This is a genomic window from Pseudomonas sp. 2 (genome assembly GCF_056627435.1).
In genome coordinates this window covers 148,189-161,379 of record NZ_JBWXNG010000011.1, presented here as the reverse complement: position 1 = coordinate 161,379, position 13,191 = coordinate 148,189, and the positions used below count along the sequence as shown (strand labels likewise).

The window sequence follows — 13,191 nt, the reverse complement described above, 5'->3', positions numbered from 1 at the left end:
TACGGGATTTTCGAGTGAGTTGCGATGGGTTTCCGATCCCGGGTTGTGGAATACTTTTTGCGGGTTACTCCAACCCCAACTTCTTCAACCGATAGCGCATCGACCTGAACGTCAAACTCAGCCGTTGCGCCGCCGCCGTGCGGTTCCAGCGGGTCTCCTCCAGCGCTTGCAGGATCAGCTTGCGTTCGATGCTTTCCAAGTAGTCTTCCAGGTTATCGATATCGGCCAGGCTCGGGCCGTCCTGTTCGCTGACGATGACGGGTTCTGCCAGTCGCAGGTCGTCGGCGTCGATCTGGTCATTTTCGCAGAGGGTGTACGCCCGTTCGAGCATGTTCTCCAGCTCGCGCACGTTGCCGGGGAAACGGTAGCCTTTGAGCGCCGCCAAGGCCGGCGGCGAGAGGCGGGCGGGGGGCTGGTCGGCGCCGTCGGCGAGGCGGCGCAGTACGTTGGTGGCGATTTCCTCGATGTCTTCGCGGCGCTCGCGTAGGGGCGGGACGCGCAGTTCGATGACGTTGAGGCGGTAGTACAGATCCTGGCGGAAGCGCTGGGCAGCGACTTCGACGCTGAGGTCCTTGTGGGTGGCGCACAGCACACGCACGTCCACCACCTGCTCTTGCTGGCCGCCGACGGCGCGAATGGATTTTTCCTGGATGGCGCGCAGCAGTTTCACCTGCATCGCCAGCGGCAGGTCGGCCACTTCGTCGAGAAACAGCGTGCCGCCGTTGGCCGCCTGGAACAGCCCGGGCTTGTCTTCGTGGGCGCCGGTGAAGCTGCCTTTGCGGTGGCCGAAGAATTCGCTTTCCATCAGTTCTGTAGGAATGGCGCCGCAGTTGACCGGCACGAAGGGTTTGTCGATGCGCGAGCCCTGTTCGTGGATCAGCCGGGCGACCAGTTCCTTGCCGCTGCCCGATTCGCCACTGATGTAGATCGGCGCCTGGCTGCGCGCCAGTTTGCCGATCTGTTTGCGTAATGCTTGCATGGGCGGCGAGTTGCCGAGCAGGCGGTTGTCGATGCTGTTTTCGTTGGACGGCGCCATGTGCAGGCGCAGCGCGCTGCCCACCAGCTCGCGCAGGCGGCCGAGGTCCACCGGTTTGGTGAGGAAGTCGAAGGCGCCGGCTTTCAAGGCATGGATCGCGGTGTCGAGGTTGCCGTGGGCGGTGATCATCGCCACGGGCACCTGAGTGTGGCGCTTCTGGATGTGCTGCACCAGTTCCAGGCCATTGCCGTCGGGCAGGCGCATGTCGGTCAGGCACAGGTCGAACGGCTCGCGGGCGAGCCAGTCCTGGGCTTCCTTGACGTTGCGCGCACTGCGAGTGTCCAGTTTCATTCGCCCCAGAGTGATCTCCAGCAGTTCGCGAATGTCCGGCTCATCGTCGACGATCAGGATCTTTTGCCGTTGGCTCATCTTCAACTCAATTTGAACGGATGGGCGAAGGTGATCCGCATGCAGCTGCCGCCACCTTCCCGTGGTGTGTAATCCAGGTTCGCCTGGTTGCTTTCGCACAGTTCTCGCGAAAGGTACAGGCCAAGGCCGGTTCCCTTGTTCTCAGTGGTAAAAAAGGGCTCGAACAGTTTACCCAGATGTTCCCGGGCCACGCCCGGGCCATCGTCCAGCACTTCAAGGCTGGGCAGCTCGCTGTGGGGCGCGTGAAACAGGCGCAGCCAGACCTGAGCGTGCTCATGCATCTGGCCACTGTAGCGCAAGCCGTTCTGGGTCAGGTTAGTCATGACTTGCGCAAGCTGCTCGGCATCCATGCGCGTGGTGAGGGCGCCAGCGCTGATCTGCAGATGCACCGACTGGCCTGCGGGCAGGCGCGTGCGCAGGTCGCTGACGAAGGCTTCGAGCCACTGCTTGAGGTCGAGCAGGTGCGGCTCGGTCTGACGTCGGCGTGACAGTTGCAGGACGTTCTCGATGACCAGATTCATACGACGTGATTGATCCTGGATTATCTGACTCAGACGCCGGTCCGCCGTGGTCAGTTCCTCGGACTCCAGCAGCAGCTGCGCCGCGTGGCTGATGGCGCCCAGCGGGTTGCGGATCTCGTGGGCGATACCGGCGGTCAGCCGGCCCAGTGCGGCGAGCTTGAGTTGCTGGGCCTGCTGGGAGATCTGCGACAGGTCATCGAGGAAAATCAGTGTGTGCCGATGGCTGCCGCGCGTCAGGGCGATGAACCCGGGCCGCAGCACCGGGCCGATCGCCGAGGTGGTCATGCTGCGCGGCGCCATGGACGGGTTGATCTGCCATTGGCGCAGGCGCTCGACCAGTTGCGGCGAGTAGGGGTCGATGATCTGCCCCAGCAGGTGCTCATGGCCGAGCAGCGTGAGAACGCTTTGATTGGCCAGCAATACCTTGCGCTCGGCGTCCAGCACCAGGATCCCGGTGCGCATGCGCTGCAGGATCAGCGCGTTGAGCTCTTCGAGGTTGTCGACGTCGGCGGCGCGTTGCTCGGCGATGTCTTCGCTGGCCTGAAGCCGGCGCGCCAGGGTCTGCACCAGCAGCGCGGCGGCGAAACACAGGGCGCCCAATGACCCGGCCTGGACGAAGTGATTGGCCGCCGACGGTTTGTGGTAACTGATGAAGAACGTCAGGTAAATGATGCCGATGGCGGAAATCGCCGCGATCAGCAGCCCGGTGCGTTTGCGCAACAGCACGTTGCTGATGGCCACCGAGGCGACGATCAGGTTGCCCAGACCGCTCGGCGCACCGCCGCCGGCATAGAACAGCGCGCACAGCATGCAGGCGTCGGCCAGGGCGAGGGTGAACAGATGGCCCTGGCGGGTCGGGCGTTCGAGCAGCACGACCACCAGAATGTTGAACACCAGATACAGCCAGCAACCGGTGCGAAACAGCTCGATGTCGGCCATTTCCAGCAGCTCGGCGTCCAGACTGCTGGAAATCAGCAGCACCAGCAGAATGCCGATGCTCAGACGGTAAAGGTGGTAAAGCCGCAGGATGCGTTGGGCCTGCGGTGTCGCCAGCGAGAGTTGCTCAGCGGTCACGTGCAGCCGGGCCCTGTAGCCGGTGCGCTTCGGTGCAGTACCACTGTTGATCCTGGCTCAGGGCGCGGTCGCGCGGCAGGTGCACGCCGCACTGGGCGCAGCGGACCATGGGCGAGGCGTCGATCGGTGGCGCAGCGCGTTCGGAGCGTGGCGCAGGGCGTTTGGTCACGCGTTTGAAGAACCAGATCGCCAGCCAAATCAGGGCGATCCACATAATCAAGCGAATCATGTCTACCAGCTTAGTCAGTGAAGATGCCGCAGTTTAGCCAAGGCGCTGTCAGGCGCACAGTCGCGGCAGGTATCGGAAATGAAAAAGAGGCCCCGCAGGGCCTCTTTCTGGATGACGCAGGAGCCGGGACTGGATCAGTCGAACAGGCCGAAGGTCATGTAGCTGAAGATCGAGCGGCTTTTTGGGGTGCCGTCGTCGTCATCGTTCTTCTGCTCGTCGGTCTGGTTCTCAGGCAGCAGTTCGGCCGGGATGGCTTCCTTGGCGTCCTGGTACTGCTTGATCACGTCCTGGTTGGCGCGGGTTTCTCCCGGCGGCAGCGGCGGACGGCTTTCGATCAGGCCCAGGGTCGCCTTGGACAGCCACGAGCGGTTGTCCGGATCCGGCGTGCGCGGTTCGAACTTGCCATCAGCCAGTTGCGGGTGATCCGGGTAGTTGGCCTTGAGCACTTGCAGGCTGGTGTCGGCCAGATCGTCCAGGTGCAGACGCTGGTAGCCTTCGACCATCACCGCCAGGCCGTCGCCGACCGATGGGGTTTCCTGGAAGTTTTCCACCACGTAGCGGCCACGGTTCACGGCGGCGACGTAGGCCTGACGGGTCAGGTAGTAGTCGGCCACGTGGATTTCGTAGGCCGCCAGCAGGTTGCGCAGGTAGATCATGCGCTGCTTGGCGTCCGGCGCGTAGCGGCTGTTGGGGTAGCGGCTGGTCAGCTGGGCGAACTCGTTGTACGAGTCACGGGCGGCGCCCGGGTCACGCTTGGTCTGATCCAGCGGCAGGAAGCGCGCGATGATGCCCACGTCCTGGTCGAACGAAGTCAGGCCTTTCAGATAGTAGGCGTAGTCGACGTTCGGATGCTGCGGGTGCAGGCGAATGAAGCGCTCGGCAGCGGACTTCGCAGCCTCGGGCTCGCCATTCTTGTAGTTGGCGTAGATCAGCTCCAGCTGCGCCTGGTCGGCGTAGCGACCGAACGGGTAGCGGGATTCCAGCGCCTTGAGTTTCTCGGTGGCGCTGTTGTAACTGTTGTTGTCCAGGTCGGTCTGCGCCTGCTGGTACAACTCGACTTCACTGAGGTTTTCGTCGATGACTTCTTTCTTCGAAGAACAGGCAGCGGTAAGTCCGAGGATGGCTATCAGCAGCAGGTGTTTCACTTGCATGGCGGCTTGCGTCCCTATAACGGCCTGCTGTCTTGCGCAGGACCGTCCTGTTATGATGGGCGCCCCGTGGAACCCCCGGGACAAAAGACGCCGTATTTAACCACAAGCGCACAGCCGAAACCAAAGGCCAGTGCCACCTCCTAGTTTGAGCATGTCTGAGATCATAGAACTTCGCGCAGAGGTGCCGTCCGAATTGGGCGGTCAACGCCTCGACCAGGTCGCCGCCCAACTCTTCTCCGAGCACTCGCGCTCGCGCCTTTCCGCCTGGATCAAGGACGGCCGTCTGACCGTGGACGGCGGCGTGTTGCGCCCGCGCGATATCGTGCACGGCGGCTCGATCCTGCTGCTTCAGGCCGAACAGGAGGCGCAGGGCGAGTGGGTGGCGCAGGACATCGAGCTGGACATCGTCTATGAAGACGACCAGATCCTGGTGATCAACAAGCCGGCGGGGCTGGTCGTGCATCCGGCGGCAGGTCACGCTGATGGCACCTTGCTCAACGCCTTGCTGCACCATGTGCCGGACATCATCAACGTGCCGCGCGCCGGTATCGTGCACCGTCTGGACAAGGACACCACGGGCTTGATGGTGGTCGCCAAGACCATCCAGGCGCAGACGCAACTGGTCGCCCAGCTGCAGAAGCGCACCGTCAGCCGCATCTATGAATGCATCGTTATCGGCGTGGTCACTGCCGGCGGCAAGATCAACGCGCCGATTGGTCGCCATGGCCAGCAGCGCCAGCGCATGGCCGTGATGGAAGGCGGCAAGCCAGCGGTCAGCCACTACCGCGTGCTGGAGCGTTTCCGCTCGCACACCCACGTGCGCGTCAAGCTGGAAACCGGCCGTACCCACCAGATTCGCGTGCACATGGCGCACATCAACTTCCCGCTGGTGGGCGATCCGGCCTATGGTGGCCGTTTCCGCATTCCCCCGGCAGCCAGCCAGACCATGGTGGAGTCGCTGAAGCATTTCCCGCGTCAGGCGCTGCACGCGCGCTTCCTGGAGCTGGATCACCCGACGACCGGTCAGCGCATGAGCTGGGAATCGCCGCTGCCGGATGATTTCGTCTGGCTGCTGTCGTTGCTCAAGCAGGACCGCGAGGCGTTTATCGGATGAGTGAGTTCGTGACGGACTGGCTGACACCCGACTGGCCTGCGCCGGTTGGCATCAAGGCGCGCGTCACGACCCGGGCGGGCGGCATCAGCGCTGCGCCGTTCGACAGTTTCAATCTGGGCGATCACGTCGATGACGACCCGGCCGCAGTGGCCCACAACCGTGAGCTGCTGACCTCTCGTCTGAACGTGCAGCCGGCCTGGCTCAAGCAGGTTCACGGTGTCGACGTGGTCCAGGCCACGCCGGACCAGGTGTTGCAAGCCGATGCCAGCTGGAGCAAAACGCCGGGCGTCGCCTGCACCATCATGACCGCCGATTGCCTGCCTGCGCTGTTCTGCAACCGGCAGGGTACTCAGGTGGCCGCGGCCCATGCGGGCTGGCGCGGTCTGGCGGCCGGCGTGCTGGAAGCGACCGTCGACAGCTTTGCCGATGCGCCCGGCGACATTCTGGTCTGGCTCGGGCCGTCCATTGGCCCGCAGGCGTTCGAAGTAGGGCCGGAGGTGCGCGAGGCGTTCATGGCCACTCACCCTGAAACTGCCGATGCCTTCATTCCGAGTGCAAATCCCGGCAAGTTCATGGCCGATATCTACCAGTTGGCGCGTATTCGCCTGGCCGCGCACGGCGTGACGGCGGTGTATGGCGGCGGCTGGTCGACCTACAACGACGAGCGTTTCTTCTCCTATCGCCGCGGCGCCCGCACCGGGCGGTTTGCCTCGCTGGTTTGGATTGACGCTATCTAGGATTCTCTTATGGCTCTGTGGGAGTGAGCTTGCTCACGAAAGGGCCGGTACACCCGCAGCAATCCTAGCGTCTGACGTTCCGTCTTCGTGAGCAAGCTCACTCCCACAGAGTTCGGAGCGTTACCAATATCTTTTTCCGCTTCAATCTCGTGGCAGCAAGCTAAATTGATCTGTGTCAAGTGCACCTCGCTTGAATCCTGTGCAATCGGCCACATCTAAGGGCTATCTGGCAGGTTTTCTTTATTAAGGTGTGTTCATTGCTCCGGCCTGCCCATTAGGAAGGTGACCAATGCGTATTGACCGTTTAACCAGCAAGTTGCAACTCGCTTTATCCGATTCCCAATCTCTGGCGGTGGGCATGGACCATCCCGCCATCGAGCCCGCGCACCTCATGCAGGCGCTGCTCGAACAGCAGGGTGGTTCGATCAAGCCCCTGCTGCTGCAAGTCGGCTTCGACATCAACAGCCTGCGCAAGGCGTTGAGCAAGGAGCTGGACCAACTGCCCAAGATTCAAAACCCCACCGGCGACGTCAACATGTCGCAGGATCTGGCGCGCCTGCTCAATCAGGCTGACCGCCTGGCGCAGCAGAAAGGTGATCAGTTCATCTCCAGTGAGCTGGTGCTGCTCGCCGCCATGGACGAAAACAGCAAGCTGGGCAAATTGCTGCTCGGCCAGGGCGTGAGCAAGAAGGCCCTGGAAAACGCCATCAGCAACCTGCGCGGCGGCGAAGCGGTCAACGACCCGAACGCCGAAGAGTCGCGCAAGGCGCTGGACAAATACACCGTCGACCTGACCAAGCGCGCCGAGGAAGGCAAGCTGGACCCGGTGATCGGTCGCGACGATGAAATCCGTCGCACCGTTCAGGTCCTGCAGCGCCGCACCAAGAACAACCCGGTGCTGATCGGCGAACCTGGCGTGGGTAAGACCGCGATCGCCGAGGGCCTGGCCCAGCGCATCATCAATGGCGAAGTGCCCGATGGCCTGAAAGGCAAACGCCTGCTGTCGCTGGACATGGGCGCGCTGATTGCCGGTGCCAAGTTCCGTGGTGAGTTCGAAGAGCGCCTCAAAGCCGTGCTCAACGAACTCTCCAAGCAAGAAGGCCAGATCATCCTGTTCATCGACGAACTGCACACCATGGTCGGCGCGGGCAAGGCCGAAGGCTCGATGGACGCGGGCAACATGCTCAAGCCGGCGCTGGCCCGTGGCGAGCTGCATTGCGTGGGTGCGACCACCCTTAATGAGTACCGCCAATATATAGAGAAGGACGCGGCCCTCGAGCGGCGCTTTCAGAAAGTGCTGGTGGACGAGCCGAGCGAAGAGGACACGATCGCGATCCTGCGTGGCCTGAAAGAACGCTACGAAGTTCACCACAAGGTGGCGATCACCGACGGCGCGATCATCGCGGCGGCCAAGCTCAGCCATCGCTACATCACCGACCGGCAGTTGCCGGACAAGGCCATCGACCTAATCGACGAAGCGGCCAGTCGCATTCGCATGGAGATCGACTCCAAGCCCGAAGTGCTCGACCGCCTTGAGCGCCGCCTGATTCAACTGAAGGTCGAATCCCAGGCCCTGAAGAAAGAAGACGACGAGGCCGCGAAAAAGCGCCTGGAGAAACTTCAGGAAGAAATCGTCCGGCTGGAGCGCGAGTACGCGGACCTGGAAGAAGTCTGGACCTCGGAAAAAGCCGAGGTCACGGGGTCTGCGCAGATCCAGCAGAAGATCGAGCAGTCGCGTCAGGAGCTGGAAGCGGCCCGCCGCCGTGGCGACCTGAACCGCATGGCCGAGCTGCAATATGGCGTGATCCCGGACTTGGAGCGCAGCCTGCAGATGGTCGACCAGCACGGCAAGCCCGAGAATCAGTTGCTGCGCAGCAAGGTGACCGAGGAAGAAATCGCCGAAGTGGTGTCCAAGTGGACCGGGATTCCGGTGTCCAAGATGCTCGAAGGCGAGCGCGACAAGCTGCTGAAGATGGAAAGCCTGCTGCACGAGCGCGTGATCGGGCAGAACGAGGCGGTGGTGGCGGTTTCCAACGCCGTGCGCCGTTCCCGTGCCGGGTTGTCCGACCCGAATCGCCCGAGCGGCTCGTTCATGTTCCTGGGCCCGACCGGCGTGGGCAAGACCGAACTGTGCAAGGCGCTGGCCGAGTTCCTGTTCGACACCGAAGAGGCGATGGTGCGCATCGACATGTCCGAGTTCATGGAGAAACACTCCGTGGCACGGCTGATCGGCGCGCCACCGGGCTACGTCGGTTACGAAGAGGGCGGTTATCTGACCGAGGCCGTGCGGCGCAAGCCTTACTCGGTGATCCTGCTCGACGAGGTAGAGAAGGCGCACCCGGATGTCTTCAACATTCTGTTGCAGGTGCTCGAAGACGGTCGCCTGACCGACAGTCACGGCCGTACGGTGGACTTCCGCAACACGGTCATCGTCATGACCTCAAACCTGGGCTCGGCGCGAATCCAGGAGCTGGTCGGCGACCGTGAGGCGCAGCGCGCTGCGGTCATGGATGCGCTGGGTTCGCACTTCCGTCCGGAGTTCATCAACCGGGTCGACGAAGTGGTGATCTTCGAACCGCTGGGTCACGATCAGATTGCCGGTATCACCGAGATCCAGATGGGCCGTCTGCGTCAGCGCCTGGCCGAGCGCGACTTGAGCCTGGAACTGTCGCCTGAGGCGCTGGAGAAACTGATCGCCGTGGGTTACGACCCGGTGTATGGCGCGCGGCCTCTGAAGCGTGCGATTCAGCGCTGGATCGAAAACCCGCTGGCGCAGTTGATCCTGTCGGGCAGCTTCATGCCGGGGACCAGCATCAAGGGCACGGTGGTGGACGACGAAATCGCTTTCGTTTGATCCACACGGCTCTCTATATAGAAGGGCAAAAAGGGCGCTCCCGGTGGGCGCCCTTTTTTATGGCCGCCATTTTTGCCCGCAACGGGCGAATTTTCGGGGCTCGGAGGCCTTCTCGAAAAAAAGTTGCAAATCATTGTCTTAAAAGCAATTTAGAGGGTTGACACCTGTTTCTGGGAATGTAGAATAGCGCGCCTCAGAGACGTGAACGCAGCGATGCAGACAGGTCGAAGAGGCTGAAAATGCAGTAGATTCAGGGCAGTAGGTGCGAAACCCGTTTCGCAAAGAAGTACTGAATTTGTTGCGTCGAAGCGCGTCAAACGCTGCATCTGAAATTGAATACGTTCCGTGATAGCTCAGTCGGTAGAGCAAATGACTGTTAATCATTGGGTCCCAGGTTCGAGTCCTGGTCACGGAGCCAATTTCCAGAGGTAGTACCGTCGGGGTATAGCGCAGTCCGGTAGCGCGCCTGCTTTGGGAGCAGGATGTCAGGAGTTCGAATCCCCTTACCCCGACCATTATTTGGGTCGTTAGCTCAGTTGGTAGAGCAGTTGGCTTTTAACCAATTGGTCGTAGGTTCGAATCCTACACGACCCACCATTTTTGACCTGGCTTCATCGGGTTGAATCTTAGGGAGTGACGCCAGTTGCGTCATCCGCTTTGAAATACGCCTCGAGTAGGCGTATTTTTGTAACACCGGGGTATAGCGCAGTCCGGTAGCGCGCCTGCTTTGGGAGCAGGATGTCAGGAGTTCGAATCCCCTTACCCCGACCATTTTCGCCCAGGCTGTATCCGGGTTGAAAAACAAGGCTCCAGCGCCAACCGCGCAGAGCCAACAAAAAAGGCGTCCTTCGGGACGCCTTTTTTCGTTTCCGCGTTTTTTCTCTCATTTTCTCGCTCCGGCATCAACGCTGTCGGCCCTTGCTGCTTTTCGCTATATGAAAAATTATACAGCGATAGGTATCATGGGCAGCCATTCGACATCTTCGCCCCGCGTGCGAGGTGTCTACGACGCAGAAAACCTCATCAACGAGACACCACCATGAGGCACAGCCGAAACAGCCGCACTTACCCCTACACCGCCTGGGTACTGACCCGCAGCTTCGTGGTGCTTGAAGTCGAACTGGTCGGCCCTACGGCTGACGGGCAGAACGACCGCTCCGCCAAGGGCAAATGGTACGCGCCGGACAGTCTTTTCGACTCTCACGACGCCGCCGTGGATGCAGGCCGCTCGCGCATCGAGATCGCCCGCGCGGAAATCGCCAGAAAGTCTGCGGTGCTGGAAGAGAAGAGTGCGTTGCTCGACAGATTGTCGGGGCGTTGAGCGCAGAAGGTTCTGCGCTCGCCGAGAAGGGGCTGAAGCGGCTTACTGCGCCTTGGGCGCATCACCCCAGTAAGCTTCGATCTGGTTTTTCAAATCGCCCGGAATCGGCGCGAAGTCCAGCGCGCGAGCGTGATCCTGACCGCTCTCCAGCGTCCAGCGGAAGAAATCCTGGACGGTTTTCTGTCGATCGGCGTCCTTGGGCTGCTTGTACATCACGATGAATGTGGCTGCGGTGATCGGATAGGCGTTGTCGCCCGGCGCGTTGAGCATCGACAGGTCGAAGTCCTTGGCGCTTTTCCAGTCGGCAGTGGCGGCAGCGGCCTGGAAGCTTTCGGTGCTTGGCGCGACGAAATGCCCGGCGGCGTTTTGCAACAGGCCGAAGTTCAGGCCTTGCTGCTTGATGTAGGCGTATTCGACGTAGCCGATGGCGTTCGGCATCTTCTTCACGTACGAGGCCACGCCCTCGCTGCCCTTGCTGCCGATACCGACTGGCCATTTCACCGAAGTGCCGGCGCCGACCTTGGTCTTCCAGTCGCCGCTGACCTTGGACAGGTAGCTCGCCCAGTTGAAGGTGGTGCCCGAGTCATCCGAGCGATAGACCACGTTGATCTTGTCGGCCGGCAGTTTGATCTCAGGGTTCAGCGCCACCAGGGCCGGGTCGTTCCACTGGGTAATCTTGCCCAGGTAGATATCGGCCAGCACGGGGCCGGTGAATTTCAGGCTGCCAGGTTTGATCGATGCCACGTTGATCACCGGCACGACGCCGCCAATCACCGACGGAAACTGCTGAAGGCCCAGCGCTTGCAGGTCGCTCGAGCGCAGCGGCATGTCGGTGGCGCCGAAGTCCACGGCGCCTTCCTTGATCTGCGCCACACCGGCACCGGAACCGATGCTCTGGTAATTCACCTTGATGCCGGTCTTCTGGTCGTAGTCAGTGGCCCACTTGTAGAGCACCGGGTAGATGAACGTGGAACCGGCGCCGGTCACTTCCTGTGCGGCATGGGCGATGTTCATCAGCGAAAGGTTGAGTGCAATGCCGAGGCCTGCGGCCAGCATCAAGCGGGAGCGTTGAAACATGAAGGATTTCCTGTAATCGAGCGATTTCGGGTGTGATGTCTCAATGGGATCACAGTAATCAGCACGTTTTTATGACAGAAAGTTACTGCCCGCGCAGTTCGGTGTTCGGCGCCACCGAATCAATTCATATGGATTGAGCACGGGTGTCAGATCCGTGCGCGTTGGCGACACCCGGTATAGACTCCAGACAGTCTTTTCAGGATCGGCCGATTGATAAATGAAAGCGCCCACTCCTCCATATGAAACAGAGCGCCTTGAGGCGCTTCGCAATCTTGAAATCCTCGACACCCCTGCCGAGGTCTCGTTGGACCGCATCACCCGCCTGGTGGCGCGCGTGCTCGACGTGCCGATCGCGCTGGTGTCGCTGGTCGATGAAGATCGGCAGTGGTTCAAGTCCCGTCAGGGGCTGGACGCCAGCGAAACGCCTCGAGAATTGGCCTTCTGTGCCCACGCGATCCTGCAGACCACGCCGCTGGTGGTGCCGGATGCCGCAGAGGACGACCGGTTTCGCGATAACCAGCTGGTCACCGGCGCCCCGCACATTCGCTTCTATGCAGGCGTGCCGATCCGCACCAGCAAGGGCTTTGCCGTCGGCACCCTATGCGCCATCGATGAGCGCCCGAGGCAACTGACTCAGGAAGAAATCGACACCCTGCGCGACCTGGCGGACATCGTCAGCCGCGAGGTGCAATTGCGTGAAAACCTGATGCTCGCCCGCCGGCAGCGCAATCGCTCCGATGCGCTGTTTCGCGCCAGTGAAGCGGGGTATCGCTCGATGTTCGAACTGGCATCGGTCGGTATTGCCCTGGTGGCGCCGGATGGCGGCTGGATCAACGTCAACCGCGCGTTGTGCGAGATCCTGGGTTATACGGCCCGGGAGCTCGAACAACTGACCTTTCAGGACATCACGCACCCTGATGACCTTAATTCGGACATGGAACTGCTGCAGCAGCTGATCGACAGCCGTATCGACCACTACCAGCTGGAAAAACGCTACATCCGCAAGGGCGGTGAGTCGGTGTGGGTCAACCTGAGCGTGACCAAGAAGCTGTCCAGTGACGGCGACCTGGAATATTTCATCTCCATCATCCAGAACATCCAGGCGCGTAAGGAGCTTGAGCAGGAAGCGCGGCACGATGCCCTCACCGGGCTGTACAATCGCCGCGCCCTGGATTCGCTGCTGCCCATCGCCCAGGCGCGTGCCGATCGTTCCACGCTACAAATGGCGCTGATGTTCATCGATCTGGACGGCTTCAAGGCGGTTAACGACACCTACGGGCACGATGCAGGGGATGATTTGCTGAAAACCATCTCGGTGCGCCTGCAAAGCTGCGTGCGACGCACCGACAGCCTGGTACGGCTGGCGGGCGATGAGTTCATCGTGATTCTGGAAGGCATCGTGCCGGGCGCGGACGAGGCGCGAGAGGTGGCGAGGAAGCTGCTGGCCGCGATCGCCGAGCCGATTATCATCAAAGGCGACGTGATCCGCAGCAACGCCAGCGTCGGTTTTGCGATGTACGAACCCGGCTCAGGAAAGGCCCCGGACGAGCTGATGCGCGAGGCCGATCGCTGGATGTACAAGGCCAAGCATTCGGGTAAAGGGCGGGTGATGCCGTAACGATTCGCTGCGCTGATCGGCTTCTGATTCTGGCCGAAGGTTGTGGGAGCCGGCTTGCTGGCGAATGCGTCGTAACTGACGCTGCTGCGG

10 protein-coding genes and 4 tRNA genes are annotated in these 13,191 nt (G+C 61.5%); 9 read left to right on the top strand and 5 right to left on the bottom strand.

Annotation, left to right across the window (positions count from 1 at the left end; translation table 11 throughout):
- Positions 1-64 precede the first annotated feature (64 nt).
- From AC1MEK_RS19080 to AC1MEK_RS19065, 4 genes are all read right to left on the bottom strand, one after another.
- Positions 65-1,405 (bottom strand): sigma-54-dependent transcriptional regulator, encoded by a 1,341-nt coding sequence (locus AC1MEK_RS19080; protein ID WP_480397822.1) that lies wholly within the window; start codon positions 1,403-1,405, stop codon positions 65-67.
- Between the two features lie 2 nt (positions 1,406-1,407).
- On the bottom strand, positions 1,408-3,000 hold the full coding sequence (locus AC1MEK_RS19075) for a sensor histidine kinase (protein ID WP_480397821.1): 1,593 nt from the start codon (positions 2,998-3,000) through the stop codon (positions 1,408-1,410).
- Positions 2,990-3,229, bottom strand: coding sequence for a PP0621 family protein (locus AC1MEK_RS19070; RefSeq protein WP_480397820.1), 240 nt, complete (start codon positions 3,227-3,229; stop codon positions 2,990-2,992). The genes AC1MEK_RS19075 and AC1MEK_RS19070 overlap by 11 nt, the downstream gene beginning before the upstream one ends.
- A 134-nt stretch (positions 3,230-3,363) precedes the next feature.
- Positions 3,364-4,380 carry an outer membrane protein assembly factor BamD gene (locus AC1MEK_RS19065; RefSeq protein ID WP_480397819.1) on the bottom strand — a complete coding sequence of 339 codons (1,017 nt, stop codon included), beginning with the start codon at positions 4,378-4,380 and terminating at the stop codon, positions 3,364-3,366.
- A 151-nt stretch (positions 4,381-4,531) separates the two neighbouring features.
- On the opposite strand from AC1MEK_RS19065, the gene rluD reads away from it, so the two are divergent.
- The 8 genes from rluD (at position 4,532) to AC1MEK_RS19025 (ending at position 10,406) form a co-directional block, all read left to right on the top strand.
- Positions 4,532-5,494 carry a 23S rRNA pseudouridine(1911/1915/1917) synthase RluD gene (gene rluD, locus AC1MEK_RS19060; protein WP_480397818.1) on the top strand — a complete coding sequence of 321 codons (963 nt, stop codon included), beginning with the start codon at positions 4,532-4,534 and terminating at the stop codon, positions 5,492-5,494.
- An 8-nt stretch (positions 5,495-5,502) separates the two neighbouring features.
- Complete coding sequence (gene pgeF / locus AC1MEK_RS19055) at positions 5,503-6,231, top strand: peptidoglycan editing factor PgeF (protein ID WP_480397904.1); 729 nt, start codon at positions 5,503-5,505, stop codon at positions 6,229-6,231.
- A 289-nt stretch (positions 6,232-6,520) separates the two neighbouring features.
- Positions 6,521-9,085 carry an ATP-dependent chaperone ClpB gene (gene clpB / locus AC1MEK_RS19050; protein ID WP_480397817.1) on the top strand — a complete coding sequence of 855 codons (2,565 nt, stop codon included), beginning with the start codon at positions 6,521-6,523 and terminating at the stop codon, positions 9,083-9,085.
- A gap of 342 nt (positions 9,086-9,427) precedes the next feature.
- A tRNA-Asn gene (locus AC1MEK_RS19045) sits at positions 9,428-9,503 on the top strand.
- Positions 9,504-9,523: 20 nt separating this feature from the next.
- A tRNA-Pro gene (locus AC1MEK_RS19040) sits at positions 9,524-9,600 on the top strand.
- A 6-nt stretch (positions 9,601-9,606) separates the two neighbouring features.
- Positions 9,607-9,682 (top strand) — tRNA-Lys (locus AC1MEK_RS19035).
- A gap of 97 nt (positions 9,683-9,779) precedes the next feature.
- Positions 9,780-9,856: transfer RNA gene (locus AC1MEK_RS19030), tRNA-Pro, on the top strand.
- A 268-nt stretch (positions 9,857-10,124) separates the two neighbouring features.
- On the top strand, positions 10,125-10,406 hold the full coding sequence (locus AC1MEK_RS19025; RefSeq protein WP_480397816.1) for a hypothetical protein: 282 nt from the start codon (positions 10,125-10,127) through the stop codon (positions 10,404-10,406).
- 42 nt (positions 10,407-10,448) lie between these two features.
- Here AC1MEK_RS19025 and pstS read toward each other — a convergent pair whose 3' ends face one another.
- Complete coding sequence (gene pstS, locus AC1MEK_RS19020) at positions 10,449-11,483, bottom strand: phosphate ABC transporter substrate-binding protein PstS (protein ID WP_480397815.1); 1,035 nt, start codon at positions 11,481-11,483, stop codon at positions 10,449-10,451.
- Positions 11,484-11,700: 217 nt separating this feature from the next.
- On the opposite strand from pstS, the gene AC1MEK_RS19015 reads away from it, so the two are divergent.
- The gene (locus AC1MEK_RS19015) at positions 11,701-13,101 is read left to right on the top strand and encodes a diguanylate cyclase domain-containing protein (protein ID WP_480397814.1); all 1,401 of its coding nucleotides are present in this window, start codon (positions 11,701-11,703) and stop codon (positions 13,099-13,101) included.
- The last annotated feature ends 90 nt before the right edge of the window (positions 13,102-13,191 follow it).